The 19,999-nt window shown below is 59.1% G+C and carries 17 protein-coding genes; 3 read left to right on the top strand and 14 right to left on the bottom strand.

What is annotated here, in order from left to right; all coding sequences use genetic code 11:
* Complete coding sequence (gene cyoD / locus JFT58_RS05580) at positions 1 to 339, top strand: cytochrome o ubiquinol oxidase subunit IV (protein ID WP_054895701.1); 339 nt, start codon at positions 1 to 3, stop codon at positions 337 to 339.
* Positions 297 to 1,193: a heme o synthase gene (cyoE, locus tag JFT58_RS05585; RefSeq protein WP_054895702.1), complete on the top strand. Its 897-nt coding sequence runs from the start codon at positions 297 to 299 to the stop codon at positions 1,191 to 1,193. The genes cyoD and cyoE overlap by 43 nt, the downstream gene beginning before the upstream one ends.
* A gap of 214 nt (positions 1,194 to 1,407) precedes the next feature.
* Here cyoE and JFT58_RS05590 read toward each other — a convergent pair whose 3' ends face one another.
* The 4 genes from JFT58_RS05590 to JFT58_RS05605 form a co-directional block, all read right to left on the bottom strand.
* Positions 1,408 to 2,985: a histidine kinase famiy protein gene (locus JFT58_RS05590; protein ID WP_169918794.1), complete on the bottom strand. Its 1,578-nt coding sequence runs from the start codon at positions 2,983 to 2,985 to the stop codon at positions 1,408 to 1,410.
* Positions 2,986 to 3,093: 108 nt separating this feature from the next.
* The gene (locus JFT58_RS05595; RefSeq protein ID WP_019821478.1) at positions 3,094 to 3,603 is read right to left on the bottom strand and encodes a ferritin-like domain-containing protein; all 510 of its coding nucleotides are present in this window, start codon (positions 3,601 to 3,603) and stop codon (positions 3,094 to 3,096) included.
* Positions 3,604 to 3,666: 63 nt separating this feature from the next.
* Complete coding sequence (locus JFT58_RS05600) at positions 3,667 to 4,551, bottom strand: manganese catalase family protein (RefSeq protein ID WP_014718025.1); 885 nt, start codon at positions 4,549 to 4,551, stop codon at positions 3,667 to 3,669.
* Positions 4,552 to 4,716: 165 nt separating this feature from the next.
* Positions 4,717 to 4,947 (bottom strand): hypothetical protein, encoded by a 231-nt coding sequence (locus tag JFT58_RS05605; protein ID WP_054895704.1) that lies wholly within the window; start codon positions 4,945 to 4,947, stop codon positions 4,717 to 4,719.
* A 320-nt stretch (positions 4,948 to 5,267) separates the two neighbouring features.
* Here JFT58_RS05605 and JFT58_RS05610 point away from each other — a divergent pair, with 320 nt between their 5' ends.
* Positions 5,268 to 5,450: a general stress protein gene (locus JFT58_RS05610; protein WP_003190457.1), complete on the top strand. Its 183-nt coding sequence runs from the start codon at positions 5,268 to 5,270 to the stop codon at positions 5,448 to 5,450.
* 68 nt (positions 5,451 to 5,518) lie between these two features.
* Here JFT58_RS05610 and JFT58_RS05615 read toward each other — a convergent pair whose 3' ends face one another.
* The 10 genes from JFT58_RS05615 to JFT58_RS05660 all read right to left on the bottom strand — a co-directional run bounded on the left by JFT58_RS05615 (position 5,519) and on the right by JFT58_RS05660 (position 19,989).
* Complete coding sequence (locus JFT58_RS05615; RefSeq protein ID WP_229999502.1) at positions 5,519 to 6,637, bottom strand: fimbrial protein; 1,119 nt, start codon at positions 6,635 to 6,637, stop codon at positions 5,519 to 5,521.
* 2 nt (positions 6,638 to 6,639) lie between these two features.
* Complete coding sequence (locus tag JFT58_RS05620; protein ID WP_233095382.1) at positions 6,640 to 9,234, bottom strand: fimbria/pilus outer membrane usher protein; 2,595 nt, start codon at positions 9,232 to 9,234, stop codon at positions 6,640 to 6,642.
* Positions 9,235 to 9,267: 33 nt separating this feature from the next.
* Entirely contained in the window at positions 9,268 to 10,014 is a 747-nt protein-coding gene (locus JFT58_RS05625) for a fimbrial biogenesis chaperone (RefSeq protein ID WP_054895706.1), read from the bottom strand.
* A 71-nt stretch (positions 10,015 to 10,085) separates the two neighbouring features.
* The gene (locus JFT58_RS05630; protein WP_003190448.1) at positions 10,086 to 10,634 is read right to left on the bottom strand and encodes a fimbrial protein; all 549 of its coding nucleotides are present in this window, start codon (positions 10,632 to 10,634) and stop codon (positions 10,086 to 10,088) included.
* Positions 10,635 to 11,558: 924 nt separating this feature from the next.
* Complete coding sequence (locus JFT58_RS05635) at positions 11,559 to 13,901, bottom strand: ATP-binding protein (protein ID WP_054895707.1); 2,343 nt, start codon at positions 13,899 to 13,901, stop codon at positions 11,559 to 11,561.
* On the bottom strand, positions 13,898 to 16,258 hold the full coding sequence (locus JFT58_RS05640) for an ATP-binding protein (protein WP_054895708.1): 2,361 nt from the start codon (positions 16,256 to 16,258) through the stop codon (positions 13,898 to 13,900). Before JFT58_RS05640 ends, JFT58_RS05635 begins: the two co-directional genes overlap by 4 nt.
* Before the next feature lie 29 nt (positions 16,259 to 16,287).
* The gene (locus JFT58_RS05645) at positions 16,288 to 16,953 is read right to left on the bottom strand and encodes a response regulator transcription factor (RefSeq protein WP_003190442.1); all 666 of its coding nucleotides are present in this window, start codon (positions 16,951 to 16,953) and stop codon (positions 16,288 to 16,290) included.
* Between the two features lie 151 nt (positions 16,954 to 17,104).
* Positions 17,105 to 17,770, bottom strand: a complete 666-nt coding sequence (locus JFT58_RS05650) for a response regulator transcription factor (protein ID WP_032892352.1) — start codon at positions 17,768 to 17,770, stop codon at positions 17,105 to 17,107.
* 324 nt (positions 17,771 to 18,094) lie between these two features.
* Positions 18,095 to 19,429, bottom strand: coding sequence for an EAL domain-containing protein (locus tag JFT58_RS05655; RefSeq protein ID WP_054895709.1), 1,335 nt, complete (start codon positions 19,427 to 19,429; stop codon positions 18,095 to 18,097).
* A 137-nt stretch (positions 19,430 to 19,566) separates the two neighbouring features.
* Positions 19,567 to 19,989, bottom strand: a complete 423-nt coding sequence (locus tag JFT58_RS05660) for a hypothetical protein (RefSeq protein ID WP_032892354.1) — start codon at positions 19,987 to 19,989, stop codon at positions 19,567 to 19,569.
* Positions 19,990 to 19,999: the final 10 nt, after the last annotated feature.

Raw genomic sequence — 19,999 nt, forward strand, 5'->3', positions numbered from 1 at the left:
ATGTACAAGCAAAGCTCGCTTCACAGCAGTGCCGGTACCAGCCATGGCAGCAGTCGCTCCTATCTGGTCGGGTTCCTGGTGTCAGTACTGCTCACCCTGATTCCGTTCGCCCTGGTGATGTTCCCGTCACTGCCGCGCACCGTCACCGCCTGGTTGGTAGTGGCGTTGGGCGCGATACAAATCGTGGTCCACCTCAAGTTCTTCCTGCACCTGGACACGGCCGAAGAACAACGCTGGAACCTGATTGCGCTGATTTTCTCGGCGATCATCATTCTTCTGTTGGTGGGGCTTTCGCTATGGATCATGGACAGTATTCATCACAATATGCTGGCGCACTGAAACACTGGCGGGGGCTGTTCAATACCGCTATCGAGCTGACCAAGCCGGGCATTATTATCGGTAACCTGGCGTCGGTGCTGGGCGGTTACCTGCTCGCCGCCAGCGGGCATGTGGCCTCGGTGACGCACGGGCTTGCCACACTGCTCGGCACGGCCCTGGTGATCGGTTGCGGCTGTGTCGTCAACAACTGCATTGACCGCGACATCGACCGGCGCATGGTGCGCACCTGTCATCGGCCATTGGCACTGCGCACCATCAGCGTGTCCACTGCCGCAGGCTATGGGATCGTCCTGGGCACCTGCGGTTTTGGCTTGCTGTGGGCCGGCAGCAATGCGCTGGCGTGTGGGCTGGCAATGGTCGGGCTGGTGATCTATGCGGGGGTCTACACCTACTGGCTCAAGCGACGCTCCCACTGGGCCACCTTGATTGGCAGCCTCTCTGGGGCGATGCCGCCGGTGATCGGCTATTGCGCGGTCACCGGGCGGTTTGACCTCACGGCCATGCTACTGATCGCGGTGTTCTGTTGTTGGCAGATGCCGCATTCACACGCCATCACCGTGATGCGCCGCGAGGATTTCCGCGCCGCAGGCCTGCCGCTGTTGAGCCTGGCCCAAGCCCATCGGCAGATCCAGGCGTACATGCTGGCCTTCCTCGCCAGCGCCCTGATGCTAGGCGCGGTGGCGCAGATGGCGGCGTTGTATTTTGTGGTGATGCTCGGGCTGGGGAGTTATTGGCTAACCCTCGCGGCCAGCGGTACACGCCTCGCTGACCCGACCGGCTGGGCACGCAGGATATTCGGGTTTTCGATTGTGTTGGTGCTGGCGCTTGACCTGGCGCTGGCGGTGCTGAGGTAGCTTTGTGGGCGGCGCCCTCGAGGGATGCAATGCTCAAAGCAACGAAGATCAACTGTGGGAGCTGGCTTGCCCGCGAAGACGTCGGCCCACCCAACATTGATGTTGACTGACCCGCCGCTATCGCAGGCAAGCCAGCTCCCACAGGGGATTGCGCTTAACTGACTGGCATTGGGGCAAGCCCGCTCCCACATTTGGGGCACAGTGGCCTGCTCGATCAGGCATCGAGCACCGCCCGGATTTTGCGCGGCAAATCAGCAGGCTGATACGGCTTGGGAATCAACTCGAACTCATGCACCTCTATCTCCGCGCGGGCCAATGCGTCTTTCGCATAGCCGGTAGTCAGCAAGATCCTGATGTGCGGATACAAGCGCGACACCTCCCGCGCCAACGCCGCGCCATTCATCGCGCCGGGCATGATCAAGTCACTGAACACCAGGTCATACGTCGCCTGCTTGAGCATGCCCAACGCCTCGGCGGCATTGAGGGCGATGTCCGTGTGGTAACCGTAGTCAGACAGAATGACCTGCGCCAACTCGGCCACCTCGGGCCGGTCCTCCACGATCAGGATGCGTTCGTTACCTTGCGGTGAGATGGCTGTGGGGGTCTTCTCGACCCACAGCTGGCTGTCATCTGCAGGAAAGTACAAGCGAATCGTCGTACCGATGCCCGGGTCTGAATGAATCCGCGCCGTGCCGCCTGATTGCTTGACAAAGCCGTACACCATCGACAACCCCAGGCCCGAGCCCTGGCCTTCTTCCTTGGTGGTGAAGAACGGCTGCATGACTTTGTCCTGAATACCTGCGTCGATGCCGTTGCCGTTATCCGAGACCGAAATACTCACGTAACAGCCCTCGGTCAACCCATCCCGCTCGGCACCGACATCGCCCGGTACCTGGACGTTGCAGGTCTGGACGGTTACCGCTGGGTCAGCACGCCCGCGCAAAGCATCCTGGGCATTGGATAACAGGTGCTGCACTGCCAGCTCCGCCTGGACAGGGTCGATGCGGCAGTTCCACAGATCTTCGGCAAGTTCTACATGCAACTCGACGCCCTGCAGCGCACGTGCCATGAATTCGGGGCGGCTGAGCAAGCTGTTCAAGTTGATCACCCGACTGTCGAGCCGTTGCTTGCGCGAAAACGCCAGCAACTGCTGGGTCAGGGTCTGAGCTTTTTCCGCCGCTGCTCTGGCACGGCTGGCACTGTTGACGATGCGCTGCGGATCGCTACCGGGGCGCTTGGCGCTCTGCTGGATCAAGTCGAGATAACCCATCATCACTTGCAGCAGGTTATTGAAGTCATGGGCAATGCCACCGGTCAGTTGCCCCAGCGCTTCCAGGTCTTGTGCGCGACGCACGCGCTGTTCGGCATCGTGACGCCGGCTCACGTCCAGCTGCGATGCGAAAAAATACACCAGTTGCCCACGTTCGTTGAACAACGGCGAAATGAACAGCTCGTTCCAGAAGGTCGAGCCATCCTTGCGGTAGTTGAGCACCTCGACACAGGCCTCATGGTGCTGCTCAACCGCGCGCTGCACCTGGTGCAGCGCGTTTTTGTCGGTTTGAGGCCCCTGCAAGAACCTGCAATTACGTCCGATCACTTCGTCCAGTTCAAAGCCTGTCAGGGTCAGGAACGCCTGGTTGGCAAAGATGATCGGATTATCAGGCCCCGCGGGGTCGGTCACGATCATTGCACTGTGGCTGGCTTGCATGGCCGCAAAGAACAGGTCTTTGCGGCTGGCAGACAGCATTGCCAATTCCATACCGTCGACCACAGGCTTCTTCTTTGTCGCCAAGGTTCACCTCCAGATACGTGGTACGTGTTCCATGGACCGTGAAAACGCTGCGCAGTGCCATCTTGTGCCGAGCGGACGCGGCGCCCCCCAAGGGCACCGCACGTGTCATTAACGCTTGGCTTGTGTGTCAGGCGCCTCAGAGCGTTGCAAAAACGCTTGCGTAAGCTCTGGCAAGTGCTCGAGCAACCACTGAGCCATGGCGACTTCCTGGGGTAGAATCTTTTCGCACGCCGCTTGTGTCTCGGCGTCGCCCGCTGCCTTCGCGGCCGCGATGAGCACCGTGTAGCTGGCCACTTCCATATTTTCAAACACGTAGCCGGCCATCGCGCCCTTGATCACCTCGTCACTCATCAGCGAGCCACCGACCGCCTGACCGAAAGCCATCAGCTTGCCGCCCACGTCTTTAAGGGTCGAGGCACTGCCTCCCAAACGCGTCAGGCATTCGTCAATCAGTTGCTGCTGCCCAAGGGTTTCCTCAATGTGCTCGTCGATTCGCGCCTTGAGTTGGGGGTAATTCTCCAGGCGCTCGGACTGTGCCTTGAGCATTTTCTCGGCCTGTTGCTCCATCGCATGGGCATCACGTAGCCAGTCGAGCAGGTTTTCCTGTGGGGTTGCCATGTCGTTGTCCTCGTCAAGAAAGTCGAAAGCACCGCACGCCCTTCAGCGTGCGGCTATTCTCAATCAAAGGTCGGGCTTGGGCTTGAGGCCCGCCCCCAGGTCAGCGCCGGTGGTGGGGTCGCTGGTGGGGTCCGAGAGCGTGCGGATTTTCATCGCGCTCAGCACCGCTTCATCGTCGGCGTCCAACTGCACGCTGGCGGTGCCGTCACCGCCATCGACCGCCGGTTGTGGGTTTTCCACAAACTCCCAACCGTCACCCTGGTTCCAGGGCCCGCGCAGGTTCTCCGCGCCTTGGGACATGTTGAAGTACACCTGGGTGAACTCCGGTTTGCCCGGCAACTTGCCCTGGGGAAAATTCGGCTGGATCGCATGCAGCGCTTTTTCGAAGGATATCTGGTGAGCGATTTCCCGCGTCATCAAAAAACCCAGCGCATCTTTTACACCCGGGTCATCGGTGACGTTCATCAACCGCTCATAGACAATTTTGGCCCGGGCTTCGGCGGCGATATTCGAGCGCATGTCTGCGGTGGGTTCACCAATAGTGTCGATGTAGGCGGCGGTCCACGGCACGCCGGCAGAGTTGGTCAAAGGCGAACCCGCCCCGTACAGCAGGCTGGTGATATGCGAGTCATTGCCGGCGCCATTGAGAGCACGATACAACTCGCCCTCCTCTTCCACGCCTTCGGCCATTCGCCCCTTGGCGCCCTTGTTGAGCATGACGATGATGGAGCCGACGATCTCCAGATGGCTGAGTTCTTCGGTGGCGATGTCCATCAGCAAATCTTTGCGCCCCGGATCGTCTTCCGCCAAGGCTTGGGTGAAGTAACGGGACGCGGCGGCCAACTCACCTTGGGCGCCGCCAAACTGCTCGAGCAAAAGGTTGGCCAGGCCCGGATTGGGCTCGGCGACGCGGACGGTGTATTGAAGTCGCTTGTTATGTAGAAACATGAACAAATCTCCTCAGGCTTACGGAAAAAGGCGCCCTGCTGGAATGCGCGCCTACCTTGCATGGGAAGTGGCCTGCGCGTGGAAAATTTCAAAATAAACCGACGCCTCACGACCAGCGGTAATGCGCTGCAGGCCAAGCGAAACGGCACTTGTAGCGCAGTTCTCTCAATCGGCGCCGTGGTTTTCCGACTCGGGCACGGCGTCGATGCCGGGCGTACCGTTGGCGGGCTTGATGCTGGCGTCAGCGGGCGTTGCGGCGCTGTCGGGATGGTCCCAATCGGTGGTCGCGTTGGGGTCTTCGTCGCGCCCGGCAGTGCCGATGACGCAACCGTCTTCATTGGGTGCGTCTGGATGCTCGAGCGGCCGGTACTGTGGGTTGGATGGGTTGTGTTTCATGGCTGAAAAGCTCCCGTTCACAGGTTAGGAACCTCGTTGGAACCACACCCTTTTTTGGAGTGCGACGAAAAAGACGAATGGCAGGACCGTTAACTAAACCAGCAGTTTCGATCTGATTAATATCAAAGCGCTGGCCGGCAATAAAAGTTATACGAAGCGGCGCATCAACCAAGTTTCTGTATAACTTTTTCAGCGAAATTACCGTTCGTCGCCGGTTAGAAAAATCGGTAAAACATTTTTCAAAAAGCCAATATCGGAATAAGTGTCCGTTGCGAAACGGCCAACTAACGAAACGCAAACTTAGCGACTGGAGAACTATCATGACTACAGGTAATAAAAACCCGGGCAACTTTGCCAATGATCGCGAAAAAGCCTCCGAAGCCGGTAAAAAAGGCGGCCAAGCGTCGGGCGGGAACTTCGCCAACGACCGTGAAAAAGCCTCGGAAGCCGGCCGTAAAGGTGGGCAGCATAGCCATGGCGGCGGTCGGAAGTCGGGTTCTTGAGTAACGGTGGGAGGGGCAGCCTGGCTGCCCCTTCAAACCAAACGCACAGAACATAAGTGACATATTCATCACTGATAAATAATCGTAAACGTCGCCGACGCATTGGCCGGGCCTGGCGTGACTCGGTTGGCGGTTTGCAGATAACGGGCACGCAAGCGGATGTTGTAGCTGGACTCGAAGGACAGTGGGTTAATACCGCTGGCCCGATTCATCCCCAGGGGTACCGGGGTACTGTCTAGTGTCGCTACTTGGATGCCGACTCCGCTTGCGGCAGGCGAATTACCTGTGCCTGTGGGATCAATGCTCAGCACGCCCGTACTGGCATTGATCGCCGGGCGCGAGGAGTCGATGCGAAATTGCAGGGTGTTACCCGCTAGGGTTCCGCCGGAGCCAACGCCGGTGGGTGAATTACCACTTTGCGAAAGCCAGCCAGGTCCGGTGGTGGAATAGGTGCCATGGAACGCCGGGCAATCATTCAAGTTGATGGAAAAATCTGTCCACCCTGTGGCGCTGTTAAGCCCGGTGAACTTATTGGTCAAGTGCGTCCCCATCGGCACTGAAACATCCGGCGTACTGCAGGTGCGCGAGACAATCTGGATACTGCCGGAGATGCCCATCCTGAAACCCTGCATCCTGGCATCGCCGAAGTTGCCAAACAGGCTCACGACCGGCAATGAGCTGCCCGCCAATACACCTGGCGTTACTTCCCCTAGTTTGATCAGTATCAATTCGAAGTTCGAAGGTCCATCAAACGGAATCAGGCAGCGAGAGCCCGATGTGCAGGCAGTCCAGGATTTGTTGGTTTGCCTGGGCAGCACGCCGCCGAGACTATTGATAACCACCCCCAGCCCTGGAATTCGGGTTCTGTAGACCTTGTTGGCATAGGGGCCGCTGGACCAATTGGCTAAGCCAGAAGTCGCCTCGACCGTCAACTCGGTCCACTGTTGAAACGGAGCAAACCGGCAGTCCAGCTCGGGTGCCTGGCCCAAGGCCATGCTGAAGCGCTGTCGATAGACTTCGGCGCCCACCGGCACATCACGTCCAACGGTAATCGCCGAGACCTGCAATGGCATGTTGCCCACTGCGGCCTGGATACCGTTGTTATATGTACAGGTCACTGCCATGGCCGTATCGGCCATCGCCCAAAGTGCCGCCAGCGCTAGGCTGGGTTTGATCAAAGCGCCCATGTTCATAACGGTACCTTTTGCATGTTGTTGGGCGGCGTGCTGCCCGCGACCTGTTTGCCGGCGGCGCAAATAGCGTCCACCTGCTGCAATTGCTGGCCCTCGCCGGGGCCGGGAGGAATCATCAGGGCACACTGTTGATGGGTCTTGCTGCCCCAGTTGATCAACAACTGGCGGGTTTCTGGCTTGATCCGGGCATAGAGCAGACCGCCCTGCCCGACCATCCCCACCGAGGCGCCTTCGCCGTCGGTCACGCCTGCGCCAAATGGCAAGCTGCTGCCATCGTCCAGGCGCACATTGAGCAGCACCGCACGGCCCTGATTAGTGGTGTATTTAAGATGCACCACGGCGCCAGCGCGTGGGGCGACTTGTTGGCTGGTCTCGTTGAGTTCGACATCCAGCGAACTGCCAATCGGGTCGATGGCCACCTCGTTCAGCTCATAAGGCCGCAGGTACGGCACCACGGCATTGCCGCGACTGTCGAGCGTCAGGCCGGGGTACCCCGAAACCTTGGCGCCCGCGGCACCCGGCGCACTGACCACCGCCATGGTTTCGCCGCGGTACGGCGTCATGGTCACGCCCTCTGCATGGGCCACCACGGTGCCGCTGGCGCCCATCGAGGCGCTGGTATAGCCATCGCCACGCCCCAGTGCCGCACTGAGCATGGCTCGCCCACCCGTGTACTGACCGTTAAGCGCGGCGCTCTTGCTGTGGTTGGCGCCGTCATGGCCGAAATTGGCGCTATAGCCATATTGACGGTCTTGGCCGGCGGTGCCGCTGATACCGGCCTGCTCACTGTAATTGCCTTGGGTATCGCGGCCCACCTGCGCGGTTATTTGCGGAGTGTTACCCGACGCGCCGAAATCCAGGGGCATGCTCATGGTCAGCAAAAAGCTGTTCTCCATGTCGCCCAGCCCCATGCGGCTGCGGTTGGCATTCACACTGAAGCTGACGCGGTTGAACTGCTTGCTGTAGCTGAACTGGTACTGCACATCACTGCCCGGCTGATTCCAGTATTTTTGCGCGTAACCGCTGATGGAGACTTGCCCCCAAGCCCCAAGGTTCTGGTCGGCGGTCACCGAAAAACGGCTGCGCGGGCGACCGAACATGCTCGAATCCCAGCCATTTTTCTCGGCATCCAGCAGTTGGATGGCGTTGCTGAAATCCAGGTAGTCCTGAGTGGAAAACCGATAGGCTGCCAGCGAGAAGTTACTGCCGGTACTGAGCACATTCTTGCTGTACGACACCCGCATGCTCTGGCCCTTGGCAGCGCCGCCGGCCAGGTCGGTCTGGGCGTGCGTGATGTCCACGGCCATCGCACCGATGGGTGTGCCGAACGCCAGGCCGGTGAGCACCGCCGTGTAGTCATCGCTCGATTGCAGACCGGCAAAACCGGTGAAGGTATTGTTCAAGCCGTACTGCACAGTCCCTTGCAGCAGGCGCGCCTGATCGTCGACGAAGTTGTTGCGGGTTTCACCCGCAGTGAGGCTGAACCGCGAGGTGCCGGGGCGCAGCAACTGGCTGACCGAGGCGTAGGGCACGATAAAGTTCTGCTCAGTGCCGTCGGCTTCGGCCACGCTCACGCTGAGGTCGCCACCATAGCCGGTGGAGTACAGGTCATCGATCACGAACGCGCCGGGCGCCACGGTGGTTTCCAGCAAGATATTGCCGGCCTGGCGAATGGTTACCCGCGCATTGGTGCGGGCAATACCCCGGATGACCGGCGCATACCCGCGCATCGAATCGGGCAGCATGCGGTCGTCAGTGGACAGTTGCACACCGCGGTAGGACAAGGTGTCGAAGATCTCGCCGGTGGTGTTGGACTCACCCACCGTCAGTTGGCTTTTCAACGCGGTGATATCACGCTGGGCGTATGTGTCCAGAGCCTGGTACCGGCTGCCCAAACGTGACTGCCAGCTCATGGACGCGTTGTGGCGCAGGCGCCAGTCCCCCAGGTTCAGGCCCGCGTTGAGGCCCATGAACGCCGAATCGGAGTTGCCACTGCGGGTGCGGTTACGATTGGCGTTGAAGTTGTAGCTGAGCATGGCGGCCGTCACGCCACGGTCCCACAACTGCGGGCTGACGTAACCCCGCGCATTACGCTTGAGCGCCACCTGGGGAATGCTCAAGTCCAGCGCCTGGTTCTCTGGGGAGAAGTTCGCGGTAGCGCCAGGGATTACCTGCCCCACTGCCGGGCACGCCTGACTGTCGAGCATCGTGCTGGCCTCGGGCGTAAGGCTGGCCATTTGCACACCCTGGCGCTCAAGCAAGCCACGGTTCATACACACCACCGGCTTGCTGCCGTCGGCCTGGGCGTCAATGCGAATATCCTGCCGGTTGTTCAGTTGCCCGTTGAGGATGATGTCGGCTCGGTATTGGCCTGGCATCACCGGGTTGCCGGCCTGGTAGGCACTCAGGTCAAGATTGCGCGAGTCTTCGGGCAGGAAGGCGTCATTAAACTGCACTTCTTGCGCCAGTGCGCCTTGCATGCCCCACACGCCTGGAGCAATGGCCAATGCCTTGAGGATCAGGGCAGTGGGATTCAAGGCGAAGCGAGGCCGCGCCCGCAGAAAAAGCCTGGAGCAAGAAAAGGTCGACATAGATGACTCGCGGTTAAAAACGTCAGGAATGGATCAGGGCTGCAGCGTGTTGTGGGTCGGGACCAACGCGCCGTAATCGTTGATGGCGCTGAATTCCACCTGGGCCTGGCTCGACGGCCTGGCCTTGAGCGTGGGCAGCGCGAACTGCCGGGTTTCTCCAGGGCCGACCATGCCGTCCTCACTGCGATAGCGTTGGTTACCCGCCACCAGGTCCAACTCGATCAGCGAGACGTGGAACGCCGACGGGTTGTACGCCTTCAGCGCCAGGCCTTGGCCATCGCGTGCCGTAACCAATTGCCACTGCACCTGCTCAACCGCCTCATTGGGATTTCCAGGCAAGCCGACCGGGCGATAGAACAGCTTGATGCGCGAACGGAAAGCCATTTGCAGCGTATTAAGGTCTGCACCCGCCTCGGGTTTGGGCGGGATTTCGAGAACGTTGAGCCAGAACACCGACTCTTTGTCCTGCGCCAAAGGCGCGCCGGTAAAGAGCACTCGCAAGCTTTGGCCCTTGGTCGGGTCAATGCGCGCCACCGGGGGCGACAATAGGAACGGCGCCTTGGAGCTGGTGGGTGTCGATTCGACGCTGCCGGTGTCGATCCATGATTGGACCAGTGCGGGCAACGTGCCGTTATTGTTCAGTTTTACGGTGATTTCTTTCTGGTCCGCCGGATAGACCAGGCGCGTACCGGTAATCACCACTGCAGCGAATGCATGGGAACACATCAGTGTGGCCAGGCCGATCAGCAGCAGTGGTTTGAATGCACGTGTGCACGACATAGAGCAATCCCTTTACCGTCTGGATGCACGCCCTTCAATACCGAGCAGGGCGTGTGTCCAAAGCCTGCGACTTACTGATAATTGATGGAGTAAGTCACGGAGCCCACAACGGTGCCCGGCGTGGTAGCCGACTGGGCGTAGTACTGAACGGCGTACGGCAGCACAGCGGTCAGGGCAGTTGGGTCAACAGTTACGCGGCTGGTGGAGGTAACCTGAGACGTGTTGCCGGCCTTGATCGCGTTGCCATTGGTGGCATCCACCAACTGCAGTTGAACCTTGGTGGCTGAACCGCTGATGTTCTTCACATTACCGCTGGCCGGATCAACACCACCGCCCGACTCAAAGAACGCCGCCGCGGTTTTGATCGCAGCAGAGCACTTGCTCAGTTCGATGTTGAAACCGGTCTGGCCAGCTACTTGCCCGGCGGAAGCCAAGGAAGCGGTGGAGATGGTTGGCAAGGTGACGGTGGTCGCGCCGGAAGCTGCTGCACCATTGACGGCCACTTGGCAGGTTTCGGCTTTCAGCTCACCGTTGAAATCAATTTTGCCGTCCGAAGCCATGGCAGCAGAAGAGACGGTGGCAGCGACCAGTACAGCGAGGGCGCGAGCTTTGTAATTCATGAGTAACTCCGAGAGCACGATAGACTTGATTAAGTTTTGAAGTTCCCTGGACGGGAAATACTTCTGCGTTGTTGCGAAGTGAAGTGTAAGCAGCGCATTTAATTTTCAAAATAGGAGTGCTCTGAAAAACAAATAACCCGGGCAAATTACCTTATAAACAGGCGATTAAAAGCAACAAACAAAGCCCCCCCACCATAGTGGGCTGGCTTTAATAAGCCAACAGACAAAGCGTCTATAGGAGTGGTCCTAAAAGCGCGCCTGAACGGTATATTTAAATCCAGCTTATATAATGGGTCATCGTTATTCTGATCATCAGATGTTGATTGACCCACCGTTATCGCAGCCTAAGCATCTACACAACTTCGAGGTTAGGCTGGACCCGTGGCGGCCTGACAGCCGACGCTTATTTACCTGGCGCCCCGCGATCCAACTGTGGGAGCGGGCTTGCTCGCGAAGGCGACCTGACAGTCAACACAGTTGGATTGGGTACATATCCGTTCCTGCGGTAACGGCCACCTAGGGTTCCGCCCTGACGGCGGCTCCCTTTTGAACAGCGCAAAAGCAAGCAAAACGCTCTTGCCCCACCACTCGGCACCTCGCCCAGGCGCGGTGTGCCCGTAATCCGCCAGTGATTTGGGGGCCGCCTGAGCGGCTCGCTTCGCATCGTGGTTACCATTGAGCGCTACAGAGTTGTATAGATACCCATGGCTATCGCAGGCAAGCTCTAATGCCGTTCAGTTAAGGCATTTTGTAGGAGCGAGCTTGCTCGCGAAAAACTCACAGGCGCCGCGCTCATTCAGGAAGCACACATTATCGTTGACGTTTTTCGCGAGCAAGCTCGCTCCTACAGAGGGCGATATACGCTTAACTGAACGGCATTAAGGCAAGCCCCACCTGTGAGAACGAGCGGGTACAGCAACGAGGCTATGCTGGCGCAGGCCTTTGACCAAGCAGCACGCTGAGACGCTCGGCAATCTGCTGCGCTGGCCAGTCACGCTCATCGCGCAATAGCCGTCCCAGGCTTTCGACAGTGCCCACCAGGTCGTCCCGCTCCAGCCCCAGCGCCGCCTCGTGCAGACGCTGAACTGCCTGCAACGCTTGGCTTCGCTCGCGCAAGGCCAGTGCCTCGATCAAGTCGTTGAAGGCCGTGCGCAGGATATGCGACTCCTCCTCTGGCTCTTCCTTGGGCATTGCCGGCAGCGGACCTTGCGGCATGTCACACCAAAGCTCGATCATCTGCTGCAACTTGGCCGGTGTAACCGGCTTGACCAGCACCCCGTCGAGCCCCGCATCAAAACAACGCTCAAGGTGCTCGTTATCGCTGAAGCCCGCGACAGCTACAAGCGGACAATGGGCACGCTGCAACACCTGCTCCAACTCACGAAAGGCGCCCGCCAGCGGCTCGATTTCACTGTTTGGCAAGTCGCAATCGATCAATACCATATCGACCCGTCGCACATTGAATAGCGTCAACCCTTGGGCGCCATCAACCGCCAGCAACACCCTACAACCTAGCGCTTGCAGGTGTGCAGGCAGTGTCTGTTGGCCGGTCACAGGCGCCTGCACCACCAACACGTGTACACCGTTACCCTCCACTTGGGCCTGCGCCGCTTCAGCCTGGGGTATATCCAGGGTCTTGGCCCACTCGACAGACAGTTTGACTTCAACCTCAGTACCCACGCCTTGGGTGCTGTTGAGGGTCAGCTCACCCGACATCAGCCTCACGAGGCGACGGCAAATCACCAGGCCAAGCCCGCTACCACCGGTACGTTTGTAAGAGTGCTTGGCCCGTGCATAGGGCCGAAACAGGCTGGCCTGCGCCTGCTGTGACAAGCCAATGCCGCTGTCGATGATGCGGATCAGCACGTGCGGCACAGGAACCTCTGGCCATTCAACCACCTTGAGCTGCACCTCCACCCCGCCTACCTCAGTGAACTTGACCGCATTGGAGATCAGGTTGCGCAGCACCTGACTCAAGCGCATGCCCTCCAGCATCAAGGGGCCGCTGGGGCGTTCACCACTCAATGTCAGCAACAGGCCTTTTTCTTCGGCGCCGGCGCGATACTCCTCCACCACCTGCTGGACTAAGGCCCAGAGGTCCACAGGCTCCAGGGTCAGGGTCAGTTCCCCGGCCTCCATCCTGGAAATGTCCAGCACGTCATCCACCAGCCGCAGCAAGGTATTGGCGCCGCTGTTGGCCAATTGAGTGAAGTGGCGCTGCTGTTCGTCCAGCGGTGTGTGCTCCAACAACTCGATAGCCGCCAGCACCGCGTTCATCGGCGAACGCACTTCATGGCTGACCACCGCCAAAAACATCGCCTTTTCCCGCTCGCTCTGCACGGCCTGGCGGCGCTGACGACGGCTTTGCCAGGCGAACGCGATCAACAGCAGCACCACCGACAGCAACAGCCACAACTCACCCTGGAAATGCTCGGCGATGTCCTTGATCGTCGGAATGTCCAGGTTCATGTCATCGAACCAGGCGTCATAGATCGCTTTGCGCTCATCGTTGCTGATGGACCCCAGCACTTTTTCCAGGATCGACAACAGGATCGCGTCGCTGTCACGCACCGCCATGCTCACGCCGGTGTGCAATTGCGGCACCACCCCGGATACTTGCAACACCCCCTGATACTGCCGGGAAAGATAGGGGATCAGTAACCATTCAGAGGCGATGGCGGCATCCGCCCGACCGTCCTTGACCATCGCCATGATGTCGACAGCGTTCTGGCCGGAGATCACCGTTATGCCGGGGACTTTCTGCTGCAAAAACGCCTGATACCCCTCGCGCCCCAACATCACCAGGCGTTTGCCGGCAAGTTGTTCCAGGTCCACGAATGGCTGTTGGCCAAAGCGGCTGACGAGGATGGTGGAACTGGTGTTGTAGGGCGTCGTATAGCGCATGCCCAGGTCCTTGACCGGATCGTCGTCGCGGCGCCGGGTTGGCAAGATATCCACCTCGCCGCTGATCAGCATGTCCTTGCGGGCGCTACGATTGCCGGTGACCACCGACTGAAAATGCAGGCCCGTACGCGCCGCAATCAAACCCAGGTACTTGGCCGATAGCCCACGCAACTGGCCGTCGCTGATGTACTCGAAGGGCAGCAGGTTGTCGAACACACCGACACGCAGCACGGGGTTGGCGGCGATCCAGTCACGCTCTTGCTGGGTCAAGGTCATCGACGGCGGGTCGGCCTGCGCATCGGCCAGGCCCGCGCTTGCCAGCAGCAACCACCCCAGCAGCAGGCGCAACCGTACAACCTTCATTGTTGCGTCATCGGCGGCGGCGCGACCATGGCCAGCATGTCCAGCGGGGTCTCCTCGCTCACGGCACGCCAGTGCTGAACCAACGCCTGAAGCGTGTGCACGTAAACCGGGTTGCCCCAGCCCTCCTCTGCCCGCAACAGGTTCTCCATGTGCGCGGCCGCCTGGGCCAGGGCCGGCCATTCGATGATCAGTGCCGCGCCGTGTAACCGATGGGCAACATGGATGGCCGAAGGGCGATCACAGAGCGCCATCGCCCTGAGCAGGCTCCCCAGGTCGGCCGCCATCTCACGGTTGATAGCGGCCTGATCAAGTGTCGGGGCCATCAAGCTGGCACGCGGTGCCGCCAACGTGACGCCGCACCACTGCTCGATCACGTCACTCAACTGCCCCAGACGTATGGGCTTGCTCAACGCCCCATCCATGCCCGCCGCCAGGCAGCGTTGAAGGTGCTGCTCGCCGGTCAAGGCGGAAATGGCAATGATCGGGCAGCGCGCTCGCCCCCATTGCTGTTCGAGCGCCCGCAGTTCGCAGACCAGGCTGTAGCCGTCCTGATCCGGCAGGTCGCAGTCCATCAATACCAACGCGTAAGCGCGCTCAGCGAACCGCACGCGGGCCTGGGCCGCATCGGCGGCAATCACTGGCACACAACCAAACCCGCTGATTTGCGCCCGCAGCACTTCCTGGTTGGCCAGGGTGTCTTCCACCACCAGCAGCTGCAAACCATCGGTGACATGCAAAGGCATTGGGGCTGGGGCTCGCGTCGGTTCAGCGGCCTCAGGGGCAAGGGTTGCGGGCAAGTACAGGTTGATACACGTCCCCACTCCCGGCTCGCTGCGCAGGGTCAGCGAGCCTTGCATCAAATCGACCAATTGCCGACATATCATCAGCCCCAGGCCGCTGCCTCCCGCACGCTTGTAGGACTGACTCGCCTGGGCATAAGGCCGGAACAAAGAGGCCTGCACCGCTTCGCCCATACCGATGCCGGTGTCGCGGACTTCAACCTGCAACTGATGCTTACCGTCCAGCAAGTCTTCCAGGCGCAGGGTGATGTCAACAGCGCCGGTATCGGTGAACTTGATGGCGTTAGACAACAGGTTATGAAACACCTGCGTCAGCCGCGAACGGTCAAGCCACAACGACGGCAGGGGTGTCTGCACGCTCACATTCAGACTCAAGTGTTTTTCCCCCGCACGCAGGCGATGCAAGCCCACTACGCCATGCACCAGCGCGATGACATCCGTCGCCTCAAGTGTCAGACGTAACGCCTTGGCCCCTGAATCCGGCCGGTGCAGCACATCATCGAGCAAGCGCACCAGCATATTGGCGCCGCTGTTGGCCAAGTGCGCGAAGTGGCGCTGCTGGTCATTGAGTCGGGTGTGCCACAGCAGCTCCATGGCCGCCAGCACGGCGTTCATTGGCGAGCGTATTTCGTGACCCATCACCGCCAGGAACATGGTTTTTTCCTGCTCGTTCCGCTCGGCCTGCCGCTGCTGGCGGTAACCGCGATAGACCAGCACACACAAGCCAATCAACGCCAACATGCCCAGGATCAAAAGATGCAAGTAATGGCTGGCGATGTCCCACAGGGTCGGCGCATCTACCTCCAGGTCCCGGTACCAATGCTCGTACATCGCATTCTGTTGTGAGGGGCTGATCGAGCCTAGGGCTTTGCCAATGATCGAGGCCAGCATGGCGTTATCGGTGCGCACCGCCATGTTCACATCCAACATGCTGCTGCCCACCACGCCAGAAATTTCCAGCACGCCCTGAAACTGTCGATACAAATAGGGCATCAAGAAGGCTTCGGAGGCCACGACTGCATCGGCACCACCGTCCCGGAGGGTGTTCAGCATGGCCAAGGCCTGGGGGCTTTTGATCAGAGTGGCTCGGGGTGCCCTTTTTCTGAGCAACTGCTCGTAATACTCCACATCGGGGATCACGACCGTTTTATCTTGTAGCTGGTCAAGGTCAAAAATATCGGCGTCGTCGACACGGGTCACGATGATCGGCACGGTAGTGTCGTAGACCAGCGCGGTAAGATCCTCGATAGGCGGCTCGTCACGAAAGCGAAAGTGCGAAGACAGCAGGTCTACCTGGCCATCCAACAGCATGCGCTCACGTGCAGCCCGGGTCTTGACCGGCACATAGGTGAATTCAAGCCCCGTGGCATCGCGCACATATTGCAGGTACTGCACCGGCCGCCCTTGCAGCACGCCATTACTCATGTACTCGAAGGGGACCAGGTTTTCCATCACCCCCACTCGAAGGACCGGATGCTGCGCTATCCACAGCCGCTCCTGCTCCGTCAGCTCAACCGGCGCCGCACAGGCAAGCGCGGCATCCAGCATCAGCAACATGAATAAGAGGGCACCCGGTCGCCATCGCCTCATGGTGAGCCGATGATTTTATTGAGCTTGAACAGTTCATTGTTCGAGGTGACCCCCAATTTGCGAAACGCTGAGGTTTTCTGGGTGCTGATGGTCTTGATGCTGCGATTGAATTTTTCTGCGATTTCACTCACGGTCATGCCCGCCAGATAGCAGCGGATCACCTCCTGCTCACGGCTGGTCAGCTCGGCCTGGACCAGGGCATCCGAGGCTTCGCTGGGGTCTTTGCGCGTCTCGCTGGTGACGGTTTCCGCCAGGCGATACGTCATGTCGGTGCTCAGGTACACCGCGCCGGAGACCACCTTGCGAATGGCCTTGACCACTTGCGTCATGTCCTCGCCCTTGCCAACAAAGCCACGGGCACCGACCCGCATGGCCAGGGCCACGGTAGCCGGGTCATGATGGGCGGACAACACCAGGATCTGGCAACTGGGAAACTTGACCCGCAAGGCGCGGATCAGCGATACGCCATCCATCTCGTCGGGGCTCAGGGAGAAATCCAGCAGCAGCAGGTCAGCCGGAGCGCTGACCAGGCCGGCGAGCAAGTCGCGGCTTTTTTCATAAATGCCAACCACGTCAAAGTTGGCCTCGGCCGCCAAGGTGTTGGCGAGCCCATGCCGAACAACAGCGTGGTCGTCCAATAGAGCAATGCGTACAGGTTTCATCGTATTCGAACCCACTTGGCCCCGCTTAGGTGGCGCGGTCAAACAACAGGGACAGCTATTACGGCACTTCAAGGAGTATATGCAACAACCGCCAAAGGGCACGCCCGCCTACCGCTGTTTTTGCGCGCGTCGGCGTGGCCTGCGTTTAGCGTTAAACACTCTCGATGATGTGCTTGATCCGAAACAGCTCGTTGTTGGACATCACGCCCAACTTGCGAAAAGCCGAGGCCTTTTGCGAACTGATGGTCTTGATACTGCGGCTGAATTTTTCAGCAATTTCGGTGATGGTCATGCCCGACAGGTAACAGCGGATCACCTCTTGCTCCCGCGCAGACAAGCTGACAAAACGCATCGCGTCATCGCGTGATTGCTCCTCACCGTCATAGTTGACCGCCGTGGCTTCGGCCACCCGATAGGCCATGTCAGCACTCAGGTAGACAGCGCCCGAGGCCACCAGCCGCACTGCGCTGATCAATTGGCTCATGTCTTCACCCTTGCCGATAAACCCACGGGCACCGACGCGCAGGGCAAGAATCACCGTGGCCGCGTCATGGTGAGTGGAAAACACCAGGATTCGGCAGCCCGGGTACTTTACCCGCAGAGCACGGATCAGCAGGATGCCATCCAGCTCATGAGGGCCGAGCACAAAATCGAGCAACAACACCTCGGCCGGGTGTGTCAGCAGGCCGGCCATCAACTCACGACTGCGAGCGTAGACCCCCACCACTTCAAAATCAGGTTCCTGTACCAACCGATTGACCAAACCATGCCGCACGATTGCATGATCATCCAGCAAAGCAATTTGTAGGCGTTTCATAAATGACGGAACACTCTGTATAGCGTGCAAAAAAATGGACAACAGCGCTGCCTCACTCTGAATAAGTTAAGGTCCTCTCAGACTCATCCATTTCATCAATTACATCCGTGCAACTGAACATCACACGCCACACGCTCACTCCCTATAACTTAACGCGCACAGGCTCACCATCGCAGTTAAAAAATGCGCCAATTCTTCACAATAACAACGGTATAAAACTTAATAGATCTGCGAAAAACTTAATATAAGAAAACTCCTAAAAACCAAGAGCTGACCTACACACATCAAGTTCCAATACTTACCTGCCCGCCAAACTTTACAGCCTCAGCCGTTCTTTTCCCGCTCAATCACAAAGTTCAAGAAGGCGTCTATTTCCATCGGGCGCGCCAGCGCATAGCCCTGCCCTACCCGGCAACCCAGGCGGTGCAGCAGGGGGATCGTGGACTCGTCCTCGATCCCCTCCGCCACCAGGCTCAGGTTAAGCAGACCTGCCCAGTTCACAATGCCTGCGATCACCTTGCGTGACGAGGCGTGCTGCTCGACACCGCGCACAAACGAGCCGTCGATTTTCATTTCATCAAACGACAGGTTCGCCAACAGCTTGAAAGTGGCTGCGCCGCTGCCGAAGTCATCCAGCGAAACCTGAAAACCCTTGGCGCGAATAGTCGTCAATGACGCCGAAAGATGCAGCTCATCCGGCTCCTGCACATCTTCGGTCAGTTCGACTTTCAGCAAGCGGCTCGGCAGATCTGCCTGGCGCATGCGCAAGGCCAGGCGCTCGGCAAAATTGGGGGTGCACAGGGTCTTGGCCGACGCATTCACCGCGATAGGGATCGTAATGTTTTCGCGCTTTAACGCTAGCATCACGCGCAGAGTCCACATCTCCACCAGGCTGAACAGCAACAGGTCCAGGCCGAGACGGTTGACCAGCGGCATCAACACCGCAGGCGGAATTTCACCAAAGCGCGGGTGCTTCCAGCGCACCAACGCCTCAGCGCCGACGATGCGCCGGCTCAGCAACTCGAACTGTGGCTGAAAGACAAAGCGCAATCCCTCGCCGGTGGTCAGGGCGTTGATGACTTCATCCTCAGCCAGCGACTCAAACGTCATGGCCTGCAGCTTGGGGTCCGGTTGAGCGAGGGTCAGCAGCACCGTGCGCAAGGCATCGCCCAGCTCCAGCGGGCCACCGTCACGCAAGATCTGCACGCTGATTCCCGCCGACTGCGCCAGGCGCGAATGGGATTCCAGTGCGCTGATGGCTACGCCGCCCATGTGCTTGACCCACAACTGCTTAGCGGGCGCTTCGCACGCCGGTGTAACTGTTGCTTCGATCAAATTTTCCTGCACATTCAGGGTGGTTTCGCCGGTCCAGAAAATACTCGGAAACTGCATTAACGTACCCGCGTCATGCAGTGCTTTGAGCACACTTGGCAACATCAAGCCATCGCCACACTCGGAGCGGATTTCGCACACGATGATGTCCACGCGGTGCGCGCTTAACCACGCCTGCAGCGCCTCCAGCGAGGCGACCGTGGCCAGCGGCGTGACCCCCATGCCACCCAACGCAGAGGCGAGGCGCAAGACACACGCAGGGTCGGTTGCCAACGTGATCACGCGCAGGGCGCTGAACTCGTTAGGCACGGCGGCATTTAAGATCATGACAAAGAATTCCCCGAGATTGTTTCAGCGAAAAAGCTTATCAGTGCCTAAAAAGAAGCAAATAGGAATGGGACTAAAAGCATAAAACTGAGGCGGTGGCGGGTCCCGCGAAAAGCGTGCAATAGCTCACATCAGGATTAATTGGATTCCAGCAACGGTCTGCCCGAGCGCTGTTTTATTTGCACATCCACCCGATCCATGACGCGCGCCAGAATCGATCGGTCCGGAACACCGGAGGCAATAAAGCCGCAGCGTTGCGCCGTGACTGGATTATCGGGAAACGCTTGCAGGGTCACGCCCTGATAAATCAATGAGTGTCTGACACACGCGTACTCCTCAAGCATTTGCTTAAACTGTGCGCCCGCCGCGTGCACGGTTTCTTCATTGATCACCAACAGATCAAATACATCCCTTGCGTTATCCAATAACGTAATCAACACCTTGAGGGAATCGACAGGCACAACGCGGTGGTATCCCAAATGGCCAAGGTCTTTTTCAATACTCATTCGCCGGGTGGCATCGCTATCTACCAACGCGATCCGCAAACGTGGATTGGACATAAAAGCCCTC

The sequence above is a fragment of the Pseudomonas sp. MF6767 genome, assembly GCF_016405475.1.
In the GTDB taxonomy this organism is placed as follows: Bacteria; Pseudomonadota; Gammaproteobacteria; order Pseudomonadales; family Pseudomonadaceae; genus Aquipseudomonas; species Aquipseudomonas paracarnis.

What these genes read in the sequence shown, in the direction of transcription:
- cyoD (WP_054895701.1), top strand. Translation starts at nt 1, where the DNA reads ATGTACAAGCAAAGCTCGCTTCACAGCAGTGCCGGTACCAGCCATGGC.
- cyoE (WP_054895702.1), top strand. Translation starts at nt 297, where the DNA reads ATGGATCATGGACAGTATTCATCACAATATGCTGGCGCACTGAAACAC.
- JFT58_RS05595 (WP_019821478.1), bottom strand. Translation starts at nt 3,603, where the DNA reads ATGGCAACCCCACAGGAAAACCTGCTCGACTGGCTACGTGATGCCCAT.
- JFT58_RS05600 (WP_014718025.1), bottom strand. Translation starts at nt 4,551, where the DNA reads ATGTTTCTACATAACAAGCGACTTCAATACACCGTCCGCGTCGCCGAG.
- JFT58_RS05605 (WP_054895704.1), bottom strand. Translation starts at nt 4,947, where the DNA reads ATGAAACACAACCCATCCAACCCACAGTACCGGCCGCTCGAGCATCCA.
- JFT58_RS05610 (WP_003190457.1), top strand. Translation starts at nt 5,268, where the DNA reads ATGACTACAGGTAATAAAAACCCGGGCAACTTTGCCAATGATCGCGAA.
- JFT58_RS05615 (WP_229999502.1), bottom strand. Translation starts at nt 6,637, where the DNA reads ATGGGCGCTTTGATCAAACCCAGCCTAGCGCTGGCGGCACTTTGGGCG.
- JFT58_RS05620 (WP_233095382.1), bottom strand. Translation starts at nt 9,234, where the DNA reads ATGTCGACCTTTTCTTGCTCCAGGCTTTTTCTGCGGGCGCGGCCTCGC.
- JFT58_RS05625 (WP_054895706.1), bottom strand. Translation starts at nt 10,014, where the DNA reads ATGTCGTGCACACGTGCATTCAAACCACTGCTGCTGATCGGCCTGGCC.
- JFT58_RS05630 (WP_003190448.1), bottom strand. Translation starts at nt 10,634, where the DNA reads ATGAATTACAAAGCTCGCGCCCTCGCTGTACTGGTCGCTGCCACCGTC.
- JFT58_RS05635 (WP_054895707.1), bottom strand. Translation starts at nt 13,901, where the DNA reads ATGAAGGTTGTACGGTTGCGCCTGCTGCTGGGGTGGTTGCTGCTGGCA.
- JFT58_RS05640 (WP_054895708.1), bottom strand. Translation starts at nt 16,258, where the DNA reads ATGTTGCTGATGCTGGATGCCGCGCTTGCCTGTGCGGCGCCGGTTGAG.
- JFT58_RS05645 (WP_003190442.1), bottom strand. Translation starts at nt 16,953, where the DNA reads ATGAAACCTGTACGCATTGCTCTATTGGACGACCACGCTGTTGTTCGG.
- JFT58_RS05650 (WP_032892352.1), bottom strand. Translation starts at nt 17,770, where the DNA reads ATGAAACGCCTACAAATTGCTTTGCTGGATGATCATGCAATCGTGCGG.
- JFT58_RS05655 (WP_054895709.1), bottom strand. Translation starts at nt 19,429, where the DNA reads ATGATCTTAAATGCCGCCGTGCCTAACGAGTTCAGCGCCCTGCGCGTG.
- JFT58_RS05660 (WP_032892354.1), bottom strand. Translation starts at nt 19,989, where the DNA reads ATGTCCAATCCACGTTTGCGGATCGCGTTGGTAGATAGCGATGCCACC.